Raw genomic sequence first — 17509 nt, 5'->3', positions numbered from 1 at the left:
GGGGAGGGATCGTGATGACCGAGACATCGACGCGGCCGACGGAGGATGCCGGCCCCACGTCCACGGAGCAGGCACCGGAACCGGCCCCCGTCGAGGTGCGGGCGGGCGGGCGCGGCGGGGCCGTGCGGGCGGGAGCGTTCGGGTACCGGCGGCGGGGGCGGCACCGTCGTCCGCGGCCCCGCCGGGTCCTGCTCGTCGCGGGCGGGATCGCGCTGGCCGCCGGGGCGCTGAGTCTGGTCCGGGTGGGTGTCGAGCCGGCGCCCGGCGGTCCCGGCGCGGCCGAGGCGGTGCCGCGGCCGGCACCGGGCACCGGTGCGGGCCCGTCGGCCCCCGTCGCCGCCGTCACCGTCGCGAGCGCCACCACCATCCCCCGGACGATCCCCTCCCCGACCCCGCCGCGGGACGGAGCGAGCGGCACACCGGCCGCGGCCCCCACCGCCGGATCCACGCCCGGCGCGGCCCCGCCCGCCGCGCACGCCACCCCGGGCACGACCACGATCCCCGAGTCCCCGAACCCGCCGGCACCCCCGGCCACCCCGCGTCCGGGCCCGACAGCGACCCGGACGGCGCCTCCCGCGACGCCCGCTCCCGCACCCGAGCAGTCCGCCCCCGCCGATCCGGGCCTGTGCGTCCCGATCATCGGTCTGTGCGTCACGCCCTAGGGAGGGTCCGCGGGCGCGTGTGCCGCGCGGGTCACGGCGTGACCGGCGGGGCCTCCCTGCGGGTGAGCAGCCACGGCTCCACCACGCCCAGGCCGCGCACCGGGCGCTGCCACATGGGCTGGAGCGCGAAGCGGTACGTCGGCGGTTCCTCGCCCTCTTTCTCGGCGGTGGCCGCGGCTTCGGCGGCCTCCGCCTCCGAGGCGGGCGCCTCCCCGGAGCGGATCAGTTCCTCGGCGAACGCCGAGTCGACGAGGACGGCGTCCCGCGGGGCTATGGAGGTCAGCCGGGAGGCCAGGTTCACGGTCGTACCGAAGACATCGCCCATGCGGGTGGTCACGGTGCCGAAGGCCATGCCGACGCGCAGCTCCGGCATCGTCTCGTCGTGCGCCATGGTCTCCACCAGGCGCAGGGCGATGTCGGCGGCCGTACCGGCGTCGTCGGCGGCGTACAGGACCTCGTCGCCGAGGGTCTTGATGAGCCGGCCGCCGCGGGCGGCGACCAGGTCGGCGGCGGTGGTCTCGAAGGCCTCGACCAGTTCGCCGAGTTCCTCCTCCTCCATGCGGCGGGTCAGCCGGGTGAACCCGACGAGGTCGGCGAAGCCGACGGCCAGCCGCCGGTCGACCATCTCCTCGTCGTCGGCCGACTGCACGACCCGGCCGGCCGACGCGGCGAGCTGCCGGCGCCAGACGTAGACCAGGAACTCCTCCAGCTCGGGCAGGAGCAGTTCGACGATCGGGTAGGTGACCTCGGTGCGGGTCATGCCCGGCTCCGGGGGCTCGGTCAGGCCCTCCAGGAAGGAATCCATCTGCCACTCCGCCAGACGGGCGGTGGTCTGCCCGGTCGAGCGGGCCACCTGCACGGCCATGGCCTCGCTGAGCAGGCCCGCCTCGACGAGACCGGCGAGCCGGCGCAGGGCCAGCACGTCGGCCTCGGTGAGCGCCTTGGCCTGCCCGATGTCGGCGAAGCCCATGGCCCGCCAGAACCTCGACGCCAGCTCCATGGAGACACCGGCGCTGCGCGCCGCCTGGAACGGGGTGTAGCGGCGCTCGGCACCGAGGATCAGGCCTTCGAGGCGCAGGGCGAGCGGGTCCTCGCCGGAGTCGGCGGCGTCCGCGCCCTCGCCGGAGCCCGTGTCGTCGACGGTCACGCCTGCTGCCCTTCCGATCTGCCGCGGTCGCATACCGACCGGCCTCAACTCTACGGCAGGTGTGCGGTACCTCACTTCGTGAGGTGGGCGGATGTCGGGGGTGCGGGGGGCCGTCGGCCGGATGTCGGCTGCGGGACGGTGGGGGCTTGGCGCGCAGTTCCCCGCGCCCCTGACAGGGGCGGCGGTCGGATGTCGGCTGCAGGATGGTGGGGGCTTGGCGCGCAGTTCCCCGCGCCCCTGACAGGGGCGGCGGTCGGATGTCGGCTGCGGGGCGGTGGGGGCTTGGCGCGCGGTTCCCCGCGCCCCTGACGGGGGCGGCGGTCGGGTGTCGGCTGTGGGGCGGTGCGCAGTTGGTCGCGCCCCTGACGGGGTCAGGCCGGGCGTAGGTGGACGATGTCGCCTGCTCCCACCGGCTCCTGGACGCCTTCCTTCGTGGCGATCACCAGCCGTCCGTCGCCGTCGACGGCGACCGCCTCGCCCACCAGCGACCGGTCGCCCGGCAGCTCGGCCCGGACCGTCCGGCCCAGCGTCGCGCAGCCGGCCGCGTAGGTCTCCTGGAGCCCGCTGGCCGCCGGGTCGCCGTCCGCCGCGCGCCAGCGGCCGTACCAGTCCTCCAGCGACCGCAGCACGGCCCGCAGCAGCGGATCGCGGTCCGTGCTCACCGCCCCGGCCAGCGCCAGCGACCCGGCCTGCGGCACCGGCAGCTCCGCCGCGCCGAGCGAGACGTTGATGCCGACGCCGACCACCACGGCGTCCTCGCCGGCCCGCTCCGCGAGGATGCCGCCGGCCTTGCGCTCCTCGCCGCCGACGGTGACCAGCAGGTCGTTGGGCCACTTCAGGGCCGTGTCGACACCGGCCACCCGCGCCAGGCCCGTCGCCACCGCCACCCCGGTCAGCAGCGGCAGCCAGCCCCAGCGGGCCACCGGCACGCCGGACGGCCTCAGCAGCACCGAGAAGAACAGGCCCGAGCGGGGCGGCGCCGTCCACCTGCGGTCCAGCCGTCCCCGTCCGGACGTCTGTTCCTCGGCGACGAGGACGGTGCCCTCGGCGGCGTCCTCCGCCTCGGCCCGCGCCACCAGGTCGGAATTGGTGGAGCCGGTGCGCGCCACCACCTCGATGTCGCGGTAGAGGCCGCCCTCCCGCACCAGGGACCTGCGCAGTCCCGCCGCGCCGAGCGGTGGACGGTCCAGGTCGGACCAGCGATTGTTGTTCTCGTCTGCTGCATCTCGCGGCGTCATGCAAGCCACCCTAGGTGTGTCGTACGCCGCACTGCCGTTTGGTAGGTGCCCCACTACGCTACGGATGAGTAACCGTCCCCCCTTTTGAGCAGGCAGGGAGCCGCATCCCGATGTCCGAGCCGGAAGAGATCGACATCCACACGACCGCGGGGAAGCTCGCGGATCTCCAGCGCCGTGTCCACGAGGCGACACACGCCGGTTCGGAGCGTGCCGTCGAAAAGCAGCACGCCAAGGGCAAGTTGACGGCCCGTGAGCGGATCGAGCTGCTTCTCGACGAGGGCTCCTTCGTCGAACTGGACGAGTTCACCCGCCATCGCTCCACCGACTTCGGCCTGGAGAAGAACCGCCCGTACGGCGACGGCGTCGTCACCGGGTACGGCACGGTGGACGGCCGTCCGATCGCCGTCTTCTCCCAGGACTTCACCGTCTTCGGCGGCGCCCTCGGCGAGGTCTACGGCCAGAAGATCGTCAAGGTGATGGACTTCGCCCTGAAGACCGGCTGCCCGGTCATCGGCATCAACGACTCCGGCGGCGCCCGGATCCAGGAGGGCGTCGCCTCCCTCGGCGCGTACGGCGAGATCTTCCGCCGCAACACGCACGCGAGCGGGGTGATCCCGCAGATCAGCCTCGTCGTGGGGCCCTGCGCCGGCGGCGCCGTGTACTCCCCGGCCATCACCGACTTCACGGTCATGGTCGACCAGACGTCCCACATGTTCATCACCGGCCCGGACGTCATCAAGACGGTCACCGGCGAGGACGTCGGCTTCGAGGAGCTGGGCGGCGCCCGTACCCACAACTCGTTCTCCGGCGTGGCCCACCACATGGCCGGCGACGAGAAGGACGCCATCGAGTACATCAAGCAGCTGCTGTCGTACCTGCCGTCCAACAACCTCTCCGAGGCCCCGGTCTTCCCCGAGGAGGCCGAGCTGTCGGTCACCGACGAGGACCGCGAGCTGGACACCCTGGTCCCGGACAGCGCGAACCAGCCGTACGACATCCACACGGTGATCGAACACGTTCTCGACGACAGCGAGTTCTTCGAGACGCAGGCCCTGTTCGCGCCGAACATCGTCACCGGCTTCGGACGCGTCGAGGGCCACCCGGTCGGCATCGTCGCCAACCAGCCGATGCAGTTCGCGGGCTGCCTCGACATCAAGGCGAGCGAGAAGGCGGCCCGCTTCGTCCGCACCTGCGACGCCTTCAACGTCCCGGTCATCACCTTCGTCGACGTCCCCGGCTTCCTCCCCGGCGTCGGCCAGGAGCACGACGGCATCATCCGGCGCGGCGCCAAGCTGATCTACGCGTACGCCGAGGCGACGGTCCCGCTGATCACGGTCATCACCCGCAAGGCCTTCGGCGGCGCCTACGACGTCATGGGCTCCAAGCACCTGGGTGCCGACCTCAACCTCGCCTGGCCGACCGCCCAGATCGCCGTCATGGGCGCCCAGGGCGCCGTCAACATCCTGCACCGCCGCACCATCGCCGAGGCGGAGGCGTCCGGCGCGGACGTCGAGGCCGTCCGCGCCCGCCTGATCCAGGAGTACGAGGACCACCTCCTCAACCCCTACACGGCCGCCGAACGCGGGTACATCGACGCGGTGGTCATGCCGTCGGACACCCGTCGGCACGTCGTGCGGGGCCTGCGCCAGCTCCGTACCAAGCGCGAGTCCCTGCCGCCGAAGAAGCACGGCAACATCCCCCTCTAAGGAGCCGCTGTGACGATCAAGGTCATACGGGGCAACCCGACCCCGGAGGAGCTGGCCGCCGCCCTGGCGGTGGTCAGGGCGCGGGCGGCGGCCGCGGCGGCCGCCCCGTCCGGCGGCCCGGCCGCGCGGGCCGCCTGGTCCGACCCGTCCCGCATCGCCCGGCAGCGGCTCCCGCACCCGGGCCCGACCGCCTGGACCCGCACCTACTGGCCGGGCTGAGCCCCGGCCCCGCATCCCGGGGCGCCGATCTGAGTACGGCTACTCAGGCGCCCGGCCCGGCCGGGCGCCACGCTGGTGGCATGCTCTGGTCGGACCCCGAAGACGAGCCGCCGAAGGACCTGCAGGACATGCAGCACACCCTCCGGCGGCTCGGTGTCTTCCTGGCCGTGGTCATGCTGCTGCTGATGATCGTGCTGGGCGTCCGATAGCAGCCACTAGGCTGACGCCATGCGCCGACTCGTCCTCGCCTCCCAGTCCCCCGCCCGGCTGAATCTCCTGCGCCAGGCGGGTCTGGCACCCGAGGTGATCGTCAGCGGTGTCGACGAGGACGCCGTCACCGCCCCCACCCCGGCCGAACTGGCCCTGGCCCTCGCGGAGGCCAAGGCGTCCGTGGTCGCCGCCCGCCCCGACGTCCAGGGCGCGCTCGTGATCGGCTGCGACTCGGTGCTGGACCTCGACGGCCGGGCGCTCGGCAAGCCCGCGGACGCCGCGGAGGCGACCGCCCGCTGGCAGGCGATGCGCGGCCGGGCCGGGACCCTGCAGACCGGGCACTGCGTGTGGGACACGGCGAGCAACCGGCACGTGTCGGCCACCGCCTCCACCGTCGTCCGGTTCGGCCGGCCCACCGACGCGGAGGTCGCCGCGTACGTCGCCTCCGGCGAACCCCTCTACGTGGCGGGCGCGTTCACCCTGGACGGCCGCAGCGCGCCGTTCATCGACGGCATCGAGGGCGACCACGGCAACGTGATCGGCATCAGCCTGCCGCTGGTGCGCCGCCTGCTCGGGGAGCTGGGCACCGGCATCACGGAGTTGTGGGCGCCGGCGGAGTGACAGGGCCGACGGCCGGCGTGTCCTTCCTCGGCCCGGGTTCCGGTTCCGGCCCGGGTTCCGGTTCCGGCCCGGGTTCCGGTTCCGGCCCGGGTTCCGGTTCCGGCTCGGGCCGCGTGCCGTCGCCCTGAGGGCCGGGACCCGCGCCGCCTCCCGCGGCCGCCCCGGCGCCCTCCGCACGGTCGTACGTCATCAACAGCAGCACGACGAGGGCGAGGACGAGGATCATGAACAGGAACGCCTGCCAGCCGATCAGCCCCCAGGCCACGGCGCCCAGCAGGCCGTGCACGACCGCGACGCTGATCAGCAGGATCCGGCCGAGGCCGGCGGGCGCCCGGTCGCGTATCGCCACCAGCAGGGCCACCAGGGCGCACAGGGCGAAGTAGAGGCCGAAGACGACGGCGCCGATCTTCGCCGTCATCGACATGTGGTGGGGGTCGAGCCCGGCCAGGGACATGTCCTGACGGTCGACCACCACTCCCATGAACCAGTTGAGCGCGGCGACGCCGAACGCCTCCGCCAGGAGTACGACCGCCACGACCCACGCCACCGGTCTGCGCACCACCGGCCCCCACCCACTTTCGGTCACGACCCGCCGAGAGCCGCTGTTACTTGAAGTACGTTCAAGACATCGCGAACGCTACTAACGGGTAAACCCGGGGACAAGGGGCCGGGCGTCGGCAAAGATTCGTTGGGCCATTCGTAGGGACTCGACAAAGAAACACTGTGGGGCGCGGCACGCTCTCACAGAGACCTTGAGCACATCGCGGGGCTAGGGTTTTCCGAAGGAGTCCTGCGTACCTCGGTGCGACAAGGGCTTTCGCGGGTCGGGCGAGCCTCGCATCACGCTCCGTGTGGGCAAGCTCACCATTGGGGACGGGTCGATGTGCCGTGTCGGCCTTCCCTAAACTCGGCTTGTTTCAAGGAGGGAGCCTCAATCGTGCGCAAGGTGCTCATCGCCAACCGTGGCGAAATCGCTGTCCGCGTGGCCCGGGCCTGCCGGGACGCTGGGATCGCGAGCGTGGCCGTCTACGCGGATCCGGACCGGGACGCTCTGCATGTCCGCGCCGCGGATGAGGCGTTCGCCCTGGGCGGTGACACCCCGGCCACCAGTTACCTGGACATCGACAAGGTCCTGAACGCGGCACGCGAGGCGGGGGCCGACGCCGTCCACCCGGGCTACGGTTTCCTGTCCGAGAACGCGGAGTTCGCCCAGGCCGTGCTGGACGCGGGCCTGACGTGGATCGGACCGCCGCCGCAGGCCATCCGCGACCTCGGTGACAAGGTCGCCGCCCGGCACATCGCCCAGCGGGCCGGTGCGCCGCTGGTCGCCGGCACCCCGGACCCGGTCTCGGGCTCGGACGAGGTCGTGGCCTTCGCGGAGGAACACGGCCTGCCGATCGCCATCAAGGCCGCCTTCGGCGGCGGCGGGCGCGGCCTGAAGGTCGCCCGCACCCTCGAAGAGGTGCCGGAGCTGTACGACTCCGCCGTCCGTGAGGCGGTGGCCGCCTTCGGGCGCGGGGAGTGCTTCGTGGAGCGCTACCTGGACCGGCCGCGGCACGTGGAGACCCAGTGCCTGGCCGACAAGCACGGCAACGTGGTCGTCGTGTCCACGCGTGACTGCTCGCTCCAGCGCCGCCACCAGAAGCTCGTGGAGGAGGCCCCGGCCCCCTTCCTGTCCGACGCCCAGATGGCGGAGCTGTACCGCGCCTCCAAGGCCATCCTCAAGGAGGCCGCCTACGAGGGCGCCGGCACCTGTGAGTTCCTGGTCGGCCAGGACGGCACGATCTCCTTCCTGGAGGTCAACACCCGGCTCCAGGTCGAGCACCCGGTGACCGAGGAGGTCGCCGGCATCGACCTGGTCCGCGAGATGTTCCGGATCGCCGACGGCGAGGAACTCGGCTACGACGACCCCGAGCTGCGCGGTCATTCGTTCGAGTTCCGGATCAACGGCGAGGACCCGGGCCGCAACTTCCTGCCCGCCCCCGGTTCCGTCACCGTGTTCGACGCGCCCTCGGGCCCCGGTGTCCGGCTGGACGCGGGCGTGGAGGCCGGCTCGGTCATCGGCCCCGCCTGGGACTCGCTGCTGGCCAAGCTGATCGTCACCGGCCGGACCCGCAAGGAGGCCCTGGAGCGGGCCGCGCGCGCCCTGGACGAGTTCCAGGTCGAGGGCATGGCCACGGCCATCCCGTTCCACCGGGTCGTCGTCCGGGACCCGGCGTTCGCCCCGGAGCTGACCGGCTCCGCAGACCCCTTCACGGTCCACACCCGCTGGATCGAGACGGAGTTCGTCAACGAGATCAAGCCCTTCGCCGCCCCGGCCGACACCGAGGCGGACGAGGAGGCCGGCCGCGAGACGGTCGTCGTCGAGGTCGGCGGCAAGCGTCTGGAGGTCTCCCTCCCGTCGTCGCTGGGCATGAGCCTGGCCCGTACCGGTCTCGCCGCCGGTGCCCGGCCGAAGCGCCGCGCCGCGAAGAAGTCCGGCCCGGTCGCCTCCGGTGACACCCTCGCCTCGCCCATGCAGGGCACGATCGTCAAGATCGCGGTCGAGGAGGGCCAGGAGGTCAAGGAGGGCGATCTGATCGTCGTCCTGGAGGCCATGAAGATGGAGCAGCCGCTGAACGCGCACAAGGCGGGCACCATCAAGGGTCTGGCCGCCGAGGTCGGCGCGTCCCTCACCTCGGGCGCCGTGATCTGCGAGATCAAGGACTGACGACGCCCCGGTCCGCATCGCCCGGCGAACGGCAGCCGCCCGTTCGCCGGGCACCCGACGTTCTGGAACGGCCCATGCGCGCCGACGCCCGCCGCAACCACGACCGGCTGCTCGCCGAGGCGCGTGCCGTCTTCGCCGAGCACGGCACCGACGCCTCGCTGGAGGACGTGGCCCGCCGGGCGGGCGTGGGCATCGGCACCCTGTACCGCCACTTCCCGAACCGGCACGCGCTGATGAGCGCGGTCTTCGAGGACGCGGTGAACGAACTCCTGGCCAGGGCGGAGGAGTTGCAGTCCGCTCCCGACCCCTGCCGGGCCCTGCTGACCTGGCTGCACGAGGTGGTCGCGCACGCGGCGGCCTACCGGGGCCTGTCGAGGGCCCTGATGTCGGCCTCGCCGGCCTCCGCCCTGTCCCGCTGCGGCACTCCGATGCAGGAGGCGGGTGCGGCCCTGCTGGCCCGCGCCCAGGAAGCGGGCTCGGTGCGGGCCGACGTACGGATCGGCGACCTGCTCCGACTCACCCACGCCATCGCCCTGGCGGTGGAGGAGTCACCCGGAGACCCGGATCTGGCGGACAGACTGCTGGAACTGACGTTGCGTGGACTCACCTGAGGGCGCCGGAGGAACCGCGCGGGCGACCCCGCCAGGACCGCACCCCGCCCACCCGGGTGGACCGGCCGCGGCGCCCGGACCGGCTCAGCGCCGCCGCATGTCGGCGACCCGGCCGCGCTCGCTTCCCGTCGGCGGTTCCCCGTTCAGCATCGCGGCGGACCGCAGTCCCGCTCCGGGGACCTGACCCCGGCGCGGCCCCGGAAGGGAGACGTCCCGACGCTGTTGATGCTGTTGCTGGCGCGCCGGGACCTGATCACCCCCCGGGCTTCCCGACGCCCCGGCCACGGCGATCTGCACCCCCTGATCGGCGAGGGCCTGGAGCTCCGTGCCGGCCCGGTCGTCGTGAGCGGGCGGCTCGTCGGTCACCAGGCGGGTGATGACGTCCGTCGGCACGGTCTGGAACATCGTGTCGGTACCGAGCTTGGTGTGGTCGGCGAGGACGACCACCTCCGCGGCGGCCTGCACCAGCGCCCGGTCGACGGACGCCGAGAGCATGTTGGACGTGGACAGCCCCCGCTCGGCGGTCAGGCCGCTGCCCGACAGGAAGGCCTTGGACACGCGCAGCCCCTGGAGGGACTGCTCCGCGCCGGAGCCGACGAGGGCGTAGTTGGACCCGCGCAGGGTGCCGCCGGTCATGACGACCTCGACCCGGTTGGCATGGGCCAACGCCTGCGCCACGAGCAGGGAATTGGTGACGACGGTGAGTCCGGGGACCCGCGCCAGGCGGCGCGCGAGTTCCTGGGTGGTGGTACCCGCCCCGACCACGATGGCCTCGCCCTCTTCGACGAGACCCGCGGCGAGATCGGCGATGGCCGTCTTCTCGGCGGTCGCGAGATGTGACTTCTGCGGAAAGCCGGACTCCCGCGTGAACCCGCCCGGCAATACCGCACCGCCATGCCGGCGGTCGAGGAGTCCTTCTGCCTCCAGTGCGCGCACGTCCCGCCGTACGGTCACTTCTGAGGTCTGGACGACGCGGGCGAGCTCACGGAGCGATACGGCTCCGTTGGCACGCACCATTTCGAGGATCAATTGACGACGTTCTGCAGCGAACACGAAACTGACAGTAACCCCAACGACCGTCTGCTTTCAGCAGTTTGCGCCGAATAGCAGAAGTTGTTCGCACGGCAGGGTCGGAAGTGGTATAGGAGCTATCCCGGCCGACTATGCCGTACGCATGCCCGACAACTCCCCGTGACCAGCGGGGAGTCGGTTGTGGCCGTCAGAGATCGCTGCCGATCTTCCGCGTGTGCAGCTGCCGCGCGACCTCCGCGATCGACCCCGAAAGAGACGGGTACACGGTGAACGCGTTCGCGATCTGTTCGACCGTCAGATTGTTGTCGACGGCGATCGAGATGGGGTGGATCAGCTCCGAGGCGCGCGGCGAGACCACCACACCGCCGACCACGATCTCCGTGCCCGGCCGGCAGAACAGCTTCACGAAGCCGTCCCGGATGCCCTGCATCTTCGCGCGCGGGTTGCGCAGCAGCGGCAGCTTCACGACCCGGGCGTCGATCCGGCCCGCGTCCACGTCCGCCTGGGTGTAGCCGACGGTCGCGATCTCCGGGTCGGTGAAGACGTTGGACGAGACGGTCTTCAGGTTCAGCGGGGCCACCGCGTCGCCGAGGAAGTGGTACATGGCGATCCGGCCCTGCATGGCGGCCACCGACGCCAGAGCGAAGACGCCCGTCACGTCACCGGCGGCGTACACGCCGGGGGCCGTCGTCCGCGACACCTTGTCGGTCCAGATGTGCCCGGAGTCGCGCAGCTTGACGCCCGCCTCCTCCAGCCCCAGCCCGGCGCTGTTCGGGATCGCGCCGACGGCCATCAGGCAGTGCGAGCCGCCGATGACCCGGCCGTCCGCGAGCGTCACCTCGACGCGGTCGCCGACCCGCTTGACGGCGGCGGCCCGCGACCGCGCCATGACGTTCATGCCACGGCGGCGGAAGACGTCCTCCAGGACGGCGGCCGCGTCCGGGTCCTCGCCCGGCAGCACGCGGTCCCGGGACGACACGAGCGTCACCTTGGAGCCCAGCGCCTGGTAGGCGCCGGCGAACTCGGCGCCCGTCACGCCGGACCCGACCACGACGAGTTCCTCGGGCAGCTCGGTGAGGTCGTAGACCTGGGTCCAGTTCAGGATGCGCTCGCCGTCCGGCTGCGCGTCGGGCAGCTCACGGGGATGCCCGCCGGTCGCGATCAGCACCGCGTCCGCGACGAGGGTCTCCTCGCTGCCGTCCGCGGCCGCGACCACGACCTTCCGCGACCCGTCCAGGGCCTGCATGCCCTCCAGGCGGCCGCGCCCGCGCACGACCCGGGCGCCGGCCCGGGTCACCGAGGCCGTGATGTCGTGCGACTGCGCCAGCGCGAGGCGCTTCACCCGCCGGTTGACCTTGCCCAGGTCGACACCCACCACACGGGCCGCCTGCTCCAGCGGCGGGGTGTCGTCGGCGACGATGATCCCCAGCTCCTCGTAGGAGGAGTCGAAGTTGGTCATCACCTCGGCCGTGGCGATGAGGGTCTTCGAGGGCACGCAGTCGGTCAGCACCGACGCACCGCCCAGACCGTCGCAGTCGACGACGGTCACCTCCGCGCCGAGCTGCGCGGCCGCCAGCGCCGCTTCATATCCGCCGGGTCCGCCACCGATGATCACGATCCGAGTCACGTACTCCATTGTCCCGCACCCCTCAAGGTGCTACTGCCCGGGGGCGGCACCCTGTGGTTCCCGGGACGGGAGAGGCGGCCGTGACGGCTGCCGTACCCTCTCTCCATGTCGTCGCTCTACGCCGCGTACGCCGGCAATCTCGACGCACGGCTGATGTCCCGCCGCGCCCCGCACTCCCCCCTCCGCGCCACCGGCTGGCTGAACGGATGGCGGCTGACCTTCGGCGGCGAGCAGATGGGCTGGGAGGGCGCGCTGGCGACGATCGTCGAGGACCCGCTCTCCCAGGTCTTCGTCGGCCTGTACGACCTGGCCGCGATGGACGAGGAGTCCCTGGACCGGTGGGAGGGCGTCGGCCTGGGCGTCTACCGGCGGGCACGCGTGCGCGTGCACACGCTGGACGGCGAGGAGGCGGCCTGGCTGTACGTCCTCAACGGCTACGAGGGCGGCCTCCCCTCGGCCCGCTACCTCGGCGAGATCGCCGACGCGGCGGAGTCCGCGGGCGCCCCGCACGACTACGTGATGGAACTGCGCAAGCGTCCCTGCTGAGCCGCCAACCCGCACAGACCGCCCACAGCCCCCGCAAAAGTTATCTGCGTCACACCGCTCGTTGGAAACGACAAGACAACGATCGCCATCCCGTGAGCTCAGTCATCTACGCGCGTAGGCCCAGACCGGCTACTCTCGTCCGCGTGAACGCATCTCTTCTTCCGGACGACATCCAGGGCGACCCCCATGCCGCAGCCGGGGCGGCCGCCGCGCGCCTGCGCGAACTCACGGGCGCCGAGACCCACGACGTCGCCCTCGTGATGGGCTCCGGCTGGGCTCCGGCCGTCGACGCCCTCGGGGCCCCCTACGCCGAGTTCCAGGTCACCGAGCTGCCGGGCTTCCCGCCGCCGGCCGTCGAGGGCCACGGCGGCAAGATCCGCTCGTACTCCTTCGGTGACAAGCGCGCACTGGTCTTCCTGGGCCGCACGCACTACTACGAGGGCCGCGGTGTCGCCGCCGTCGCGCACGGCGTCCGCACCGCCGTCACCGCCGGCTGCAAGACCATCGTCCTCACCAACGGCTGCGGCGGCCTGCGCGAGGGCATGCGACCCGGCCAGCCGGTCCTCATCAGCGACCACATCAACCTGACGGCCACCTCCCCGATCGTCGGCGCGAACTTCGTCGACCTGACGGACCTCTACTCGCCCCGCCTGCGCGCCCTGTGCAAGGAGATCGACCCCAGCCTCGAAGAGGGCGTCTACGCGCAGTTCCCCGGCCCGCACTACGAGACCCCGGCCGAGATCCGCATGGCCCGCGCCATCGGCGCCGACCTGGTGGGCATGTCGACGGTGCTCGAAGCGATCGCCGCGCGCGAGGCGGGCGCCGAGGTGCTGGGCATCTCCCTGGTGACGAACCTGGCTGCGGGCATGACCGGCGAGCCCCTCAACCACGAGGAGGTCCTCCAGGCGGGCCGCGACTCGGCGGCACGGATGGGCGAGCTGCTCGGGCAGGTACTGGGCCGGCTGTAACCGTCGCCGCGACGGGGGTGTCACGGCCGTTCGCGCGGTTCCCCGCGCCCCCGGGCCGGGGAGTCCCCGCCCGCGGCGGCCGGCGCCCGTCCCCCCGTACGGCACAGGAGACGGCACCGCCGGTCCGAGGACGGAGACTTCCCGCACCGGCCCCGAACCGCGGGCGCTCCGCGCACCCCCACCGAAGCCGCGGACGCGCCGCGGGCACACACCGAGAGGTTGGACGACGACCGTGCACGACGATCTCATCGCCCGGGCCAGGACCTGGCTGGCCGAGGACCCCGACCCGGACACCCGCGACGAGCTGGCCAAGCTCATCGACGCCGGTGACGTCGCCGAACTGTCGGCCCGCTTCGCCGGCACCCTCCAGTTCGGCACCGCCGGCCTGCGCGGCGAACTCGGCGCCGGCCCGATGCGCATGAACCGCGCCGTCGTCATCCGCGCCGCCGCCGGCCTCGCCGCCCACCTCAAGCGGCACGGCCACGCCGGCGGGACCGTCGTCGTCGGCTACGACGCCCGGCACAAGTCCGCCGACTTCGCCCGCGACACCGCGGCGGTCATGACGGGCGCCGGCCTGCGCGCCGTCGTCCTCCCCCGCCCGCTGCCCACCCCGGTCCTGGCGTTCGCCGTACGGCACCTGGGCGCGGTCGCCGGCGTGGAGGTCACCGCCAGCCACAACCCGCCCCGCGACAACGGCTACAAGGTCTACCTCGGCGACGGCTCCCAGATCGTGCCGCCCGCCGACGCGGAGATCGCCGCCGAGATCGACGCGATCGCGGCCCTGCACGACGTGCCCCGGCCCGACGCCGGCTGGGAGACCCTCGACGACGCCGTCCTGGAGGCCTACCTGGCCCGTACGGACGCCGTCCTGGCCCCCGGCTCCCCGCGCACCGCGCGGACCGTCTACACGGCCATGCACGGCGTCGGCAAGGACACCCTCCTCGCCGCCTTCGCCCGCGCCGGCTTCCCCGCGCCGGTGCTCGTCGCCGAACAGGCCGAACCGGACCCGGACTTCCCGACCGTCGACTTCCCCAACCCGGAGGAGCCCGGCGCGATGGACCTGTCCTTCGCGCAGGCCCGCGCCACCGACCCGGACCTGGTCATCGCCAACGACCCGGACGCCGACCGCTGCGCCGCGGCCGTCAAGGACGGCGGCGCGTGGCGCATGCTGCGCGGCGACGAGGTCGGCGCCCTGCTCGCCGCCCACCTGGTCCGGCGCGGCGCCACCGGCGTGTTCGCCGAGTCGATCGTCTCCTCCTCCCTGCTCGGCCGGATCGCCGAGAAGGCGGGGCTGCCGTACGAGGAGACCCTCACCGGCTTCAAGTGGATCGCCCGCGTCGACGGCCTGCGCTACGGCTACGAGGAGGCCCTCGGCTACTGCGTCGACCCCGAGGGCGTCCGCGACAAGGACGGCATCACCGCCGCGCTCCTGATCACCGAGCTGGCGTCGGTCCTCAAGGAGGAGGGCCGCACCCTCCTCGACCTCCTCGACGACCTCGCCGTCGAGCACGGCCTGCACGCCACCGACCAGCTCTCGGTCCGCGTCGAGGACCTCTCCGTCATCGCGGACGCCATGCGCAGGCTCCGCGAGCGCCCCCCGGCCGCCCTCGCGGGCCTGCCCGTCACCCGCGCGGAGGACCTGACCCTGGGCACGGACCGGCTCCCGCCGACCGACGGCCTGCGCTACACGCTCACCGGTGCCCGGGTCGTCGTCCGCCCCAGCGGCACCGAGCCGAAGCTGAAGTGCTACCTGGAGGTCGTCGTGCCGGTGGCCGCGCACGCCGGTCTTCCGGCGGCCCGCGCCGAGGCGGCCGAGACCCTGGCCGCGATCAAGCGGGACCTGTCGGCGGCGGCCGGCATCTGACCCGAGGGGGCGCCCCACCGGACTCCCCCAGCGGCTCGGACGCGGATCCGTAGCACCCCATCGGGTGATTTCCCGGCGGCAGTTGACCCGGGCTCCACGCGCTGCCCCGGCGGCCGGGAAACGGTGGTCGGGTAACGCCCGCCACCGCCGTACCGGAGTCTGGAGCCGCCGCCGTGTCCTCGACCGCCCCCGACACCGCCCCCAGCGGACACATCCCGGGCTCCCGACGGCCCCTGCTGCCCGCCGCGGCCGTCCCGCGGCACGCGCTGCGCCGGGCGGCACCGGCGCTCGCCGCGTATCTCGGGGTACGGCTCACCGGGCTGCTGTTCCTCGCCGTGTGGGCGCACCGGCGGCACCACGGGGTGTGGCCGATGCTGGCCACGCAGTGGGACTCCCGCTGGTACCTGGGGATCGCCGACCACGGCTACACGCACGCCCTGGGGACCGCCTTCGACCACAACAACCTCGCGTTCTTCCCGCTGTACCCGCTGCTCGTCAAGGCCGTGGCGGTGCTGACCCCGGGCACCCGGGCCAGTACCGGGCTGGGCATCGCCTGGGTGGCGTCGCTGGTCGCGGCGTGGGGCGTGTTCGCGGTGGGCGACCGGCTGGCCGGGCGGCGGGTCGGGGTGCTGCTGACCGTGCTGTGGGCGGCGTACCCGGTGGGGCTGGTCCAGTGGATGGGCTACACCGAGTCGCTGTTCACGGCGTTCGCCGCGTGGACGCTGTACGCGGTGCTGGACGAGCGCTGGCTGTGGGCGGCGGCGGGCTCGGTCCTGGCCGGGCTGACCAGGCCGACCGGCGTCGCGGTGGCCGCCGCGGTCACGGTCACCGCGCTGCTCTCGCTGCGCACCCGCTTCTCGGCCCGTGCCCTGGCGGCGGCGCTGGCGGCCCCGCTCGGCTGGTGCGCCTACGTCGGCTGGGTGGGGCTCAGGCTCGGCCGCTGGGACGGCTACTTCGCGGTGCAGCGGATGTGGCACAACGAGCTGGACGGCGGCGCGGAGACCGTGCGGTGGCTGCGGCACCTGTTCGGGCAGGTGCCGCGGCCCGAGCTGTTCCTGGTGGTGGTGAGCCTGACCGTGCTGGCGTCCGTCGTCCTGTTCGGGCTCGCGGTCGCGGACCGGCAGCCGGTGCCGCTGCTGGTGTACGGCGCGGTCCTGCTGGTGATCGTGGTGGCCAGCGGGGGCGTGTACTTCCCGCGGGCCCGTTTCCTCCTGCCCGGCTTCCCGCTGCTGCTGCCCGTCGCCGGCTGGCTGGCCCGCGCGTCACGGCGGTCGCGGGTGCTCGTGCTGGCGGCCGCGGTGGCCGGGTCGGCGTACTGCGGTGCGTACATGCTGCTGGTGTGGCCGAGCGCGCCGTGAGCCGCGCGGCGCCGGGCCGCGGCCTGCCTCCCGGGCGTACCCGGACCCGCGCGGGCCCGGCACGCGGCCGGACCCGGCGCCGGGTGCCTATCCGAAGCGGCCGTTCACGTAGTCCGTGGTGCGCGGGTCCTGCGGGTTGCCGAACATGTCGTCGGTCGGGCCGTGTTCGACGATCGCGCCCGGCGTGCCCTGCTCGGCGAGGAAGAAGGCGCACTGCTGGGAGACGCGGGCCGCCTGCTGCATGTTGTGGGTGACGATCACGATGGTGACCTCGTCGGTCAGCTCGTGGATGGTCTCCTCGATACGGCGCGTGGAGGTCGGGTCGAGGGCCGAGCACGGCTCGTCCATCAGCAGCACCCGGGGCCGGACCGCCAGCGAGCGCGCGATGCACAGGCGCTGCTGCTGGCCGCCGGAGAGCGCGCCGCCGGGCTGCCGGAGCCGGTCCTTGACCTCCTTCCACAGGCCCGCCTTGGTGAGGCACTCCTCGACGAGCCCGTCCTTGTCGTCGCGGCCCGCCCGGACCCCCGCCAGTTTCAGTCCCGCGGTGACGTTGTCGTAGATGGACATCGCCGGGAACGGGTTGGGCTTCTGGAAGACCATGCCGATCTCGCGGCGGGCGTGCGTGATGCGGCGGCCCCGGTCGTAGATGTCCTCGCCGTCGAGGAGCACCCGTCCGGACAGGGACGCGGAGCCGACCAGTTCGTGCATGCGGTTCAGGATCCGCAGGAACGTGGACTTGCCGCAGCCGGACGGGCCGATGAGCGCGGTGACCTTGCGGGCGGGCATGGTCAGCGAGACCTGTTCCAGCACCTTGTGGTCGCCGAACCAGGCGGAGACGGCGTCGGCCTCCAGCGTCGCCGGGTTGCCCGGCGCGCCCGCCGGGCCGGGACGGGGCGCCTCGACGGCCGTGATCCGCCGGGTCGGGTCCAGGATCTCGTCGACGAGGGTGCCGGACGGGTCGGTGGTGTCGGACATGGTGGTGGACTCCTC

The 17509-nt window shown here is 73.1% G+C and carries 17 protein-coding genes; 11 read left to right on the top strand and 6 right to left on the bottom strand.

The genetic code is table 11. The features are described 5' to 3' along the window. The first annotated feature begins 14 nt into the window (after window positions 1-14). A complete protein-coding gene (locus ACIQOE_RS16360; RefSeq protein ID WP_365565618.1) occupies window positions 15-662 on the top strand; it encodes a hypothetical protein in 648 nt (215 codons plus the stop codon). Between the two features lie 31 nt (window positions 663-693). Here the strand turns inward: ACIQOE_RS16360 and ACIQOE_RS16355 are convergent, their stop codons facing one another. Further along, window positions 694-1809, bottom strand: a complete 1116-nt coding sequence (locus ACIQOE_RS16355; protein ID WP_365565614.1) for an adenylate/guanylate cyclase domain-containing protein — start codon at window positions 1807-1809, stop codon at window positions 694-696. A 371-nt stretch (window positions 1810-2180) separates the two neighbouring features. Then, a complete protein-coding gene (locus ACIQOE_RS16350; RefSeq protein WP_401412031.1) occupies window positions 2181-3047 on the bottom strand; it encodes a biotin--[acetyl-CoA-carboxylase] ligase in 867 nt (288 codons plus the stop codon). A gap of 110 nt (window positions 3048-3157) precedes the next feature. On the opposite strand from ACIQOE_RS16350, the gene ACIQOE_RS16345 reads away from it, so the two are divergent. The 4 genes from ACIQOE_RS16345 (at window position 3158) to ACIQOE_RS16330 (ending at window position 5803) form a co-directional block, all read left to right on the top strand. Continuing rightward, window positions 3158-4753: an acyl-CoA carboxylase subunit beta gene (locus tag ACIQOE_RS16345; RefSeq protein WP_351934583.1), complete on the top strand. Its 1596-nt coding sequence runs from the start codon at window positions 3158-3160 to the stop codon at window positions 4751-4753. 9 nt (window positions 4754-4762) lie between these two features. Then, on the top strand, window positions 4763-4972 hold the full coding sequence (locus ACIQOE_RS16340; protein WP_351318614.1) for an acyl-CoA carboxylase epsilon subunit: 210 nt from the start codon (window positions 4763-4765) through the stop codon (window positions 4970-4972). An 80-nt stretch (window positions 4973-5052) separates the two neighbouring features. After that, entirely contained in the window at window positions 5053-5181 is a 129-nt protein-coding gene (gene mmpB / locus ACIQOE_RS16335; protein WP_351318612.1) for a morphogenic membrane protein MmpB, read from the top strand. A 19-nt stretch (window positions 5182-5200) separates the two neighbouring features. Further along, window positions 5201-5803, top strand: coding sequence for a nucleoside triphosphate pyrophosphatase (locus ACIQOE_RS16330; protein ID WP_351318610.1), 603 nt, complete (start codon window positions 5201-5203; stop codon window positions 5801-5803). On the opposite strand, the gene ACIQOE_RS16325 is transcribed toward ACIQOE_RS16330, so the two are convergent. Further along, window positions 5775-6365, bottom strand: coding sequence for a hypothetical protein (locus ACIQOE_RS16325; protein WP_401412028.1), 591 nt, complete (start codon window positions 6363-6365; stop codon window positions 5775-5777). The two genes, ACIQOE_RS16330 and ACIQOE_RS16325, sit on opposite strands and share 29 nt — an antisense overlap. A 375-nt stretch (window positions 6366-6740) precedes the next feature. Between ACIQOE_RS16325 and ACIQOE_RS16320 the strand changes: the two genes are divergently transcribed. Beyond that, window positions 6741-8513: a biotin carboxylase N-terminal domain-containing protein gene (locus ACIQOE_RS16320; protein WP_365570817.1), complete on the top strand. Its 1773-nt coding sequence runs from the start codon at window positions 6741-6743 to the stop codon at window positions 8511-8513. Continuing rightward, window positions 8510-9124, top strand: a complete 615-nt coding sequence (locus tag ACIQOE_RS16315) for a TetR/AcrR family transcriptional regulator (RefSeq protein ID WP_390632290.1) — start codon at window positions 8510-8512, stop codon at window positions 9122-9124. The genes ACIQOE_RS16320 and ACIQOE_RS16315 overlap by 4 nt, the downstream gene beginning before the upstream one ends. A gap of 84 nt (window positions 9125-9208) precedes the next feature. Here the strand turns inward: ACIQOE_RS16315 and ACIQOE_RS16310 are convergent, their stop codons facing one another. Both ACIQOE_RS16310 and ACIQOE_RS16305 read right to left on the bottom strand, forming a co-directional pair. Continuing rightward, window positions 9209-10177 carry a DeoR/GlpR family DNA-binding transcription regulator gene (locus ACIQOE_RS16310; RefSeq protein ID WP_362643931.1) on the bottom strand — a complete coding sequence of 323 codons (969 nt, stop codon included), beginning with the start codon at window positions 10175-10177 and terminating at the stop codon, window positions 9209-9211. Between the two features lie 166 nt (window positions 10178-10343). Next, window positions 10344-11792, bottom strand: coding sequence for an NAD(P)H-quinone dehydrogenase (locus ACIQOE_RS16305; protein ID WP_365565606.1), 1449 nt, complete (start codon window positions 11790-11792; stop codon window positions 10344-10346). Window positions 11793-11888: 96 nt separating this feature from the next. Between ACIQOE_RS16305 and ACIQOE_RS16300 the strand changes: the two genes are divergently transcribed. The 4 genes from ACIQOE_RS16300 (at window position 11889) to ACIQOE_RS16285 (ending at window position 16519) form a co-directional block, all read left to right on the top strand. Next, window positions 11889-12329, top strand: coding sequence for a gamma-glutamylcyclotransferase (locus ACIQOE_RS16300; RefSeq protein ID WP_401412025.1), 441 nt, complete (start codon window positions 11889-11891; stop codon window positions 12327-12329). 143 nt (window positions 12330-12472) lie between these two features. Further along, the gene (locus ACIQOE_RS16295; protein ID WP_401412023.1) at window positions 12473-13297 is read left to right on the top strand and encodes a purine-nucleoside phosphorylase; all 825 of its coding nucleotides are present in this window, start codon (window positions 12473-12475) and stop codon (window positions 13295-13297) included. Between the two features lie 232 nt (window positions 13298-13529). Next, window positions 13530-15161 (top strand): phospho-sugar mutase, encoded by a 1632-nt coding sequence (locus ACIQOE_RS16290; protein WP_401412021.1) that lies wholly within the window; start codon window positions 13530-13532, stop codon window positions 15159-15161. A 173-nt stretch (window positions 15162-15334) separates the two neighbouring features. After that, the gene (locus ACIQOE_RS16285; protein WP_399012357.1) at window positions 15335-16519 is read left to right on the top strand and encodes a hypothetical protein; all 1185 of its coding nucleotides are present in this window, start codon (window positions 15335-15337) and stop codon (window positions 16517-16519) included. An 87-nt stretch (window positions 16520-16606) separates the two neighbouring features. On the opposite strand, the gene ACIQOE_RS16280 is transcribed toward ACIQOE_RS16285, so the two are convergent. Next, complete coding sequence (locus ACIQOE_RS16280) at window positions 16607-17494, bottom strand: phosphate ABC transporter ATP-binding protein (RefSeq protein WP_351318592.1); 888 nt, start codon at window positions 17492-17494, stop codon at window positions 16607-16609. Window positions 17495-17509: the final 15 nt, after the last annotated feature.

Source organism: Streptomyces sp. NPDC091282, assembly GCF_044757385.1.
GTDB lineage: Bacteria > Actinomycetota > Actinomycetes > Streptomycetales > Streptomycetaceae > Streptomyces > Streptomyces gramineus.
The sequence above is the reverse complement of the archived record's forward strand: the minus strand, read 5'-3'. Positions and strand labels throughout refer to the sequence as shown.

Bases quoted from the DNA above. Each gene is read 5' to 3' on its own strand.
- ACIQOE_RS16360 (WP_365565618.1), top strand. From the start codon at position 15: ATGACCGAGACATCGACGCGGCCGACGGAGGATGCCGGCCCCACGTCC.
- ACIQOE_RS16350 (WP_401412031.1), bottom strand. From the start codon at position 3,047: ATGACGCCGCGAGATGCAGCAGACGAGAACAACAATCGCTGGTCCGAC.
- ACIQOE_RS16345 (WP_351934583.1), top strand. From the start codon at position 3,158: ATGTCCGAGCCGGAAGAGATCGACATCCACACGACCGCGGGGAAGCTC.
- mmpB (WP_351318612.1), top strand. From the start codon at position 5,053: ATGCTCTGGTCGGACCCCGAAGACGAGCCGCCGAAGGACCTGCAGGAC.
- ACIQOE_RS16330 (WP_351318610.1), top strand. From the start codon at position 5,201: ATGCGCCGACTCGTCCTCGCCTCCCAGTCCCCCGCCCGGCTGAATCTC.
- ACIQOE_RS16305 (WP_365565606.1), bottom strand. From the start codon at position 11,792: ATGGAGTACGTGACTCGGATCGTGATCATCGGTGGCGGACCCGGCGGA.
- ACIQOE_RS16300 (WP_401412025.1), top strand. From the start codon at position 11,889: ATGTCGTCGCTCTACGCCGCGTACGCCGGCAATCTCGACGCACGGCTG.
- ACIQOE_RS16280 (WP_351318592.1), bottom strand. From the start codon at position 17,494: ATGTCCGACACCACCGACCCGTCCGGCACCCTCGTCGACGAGATCCTG.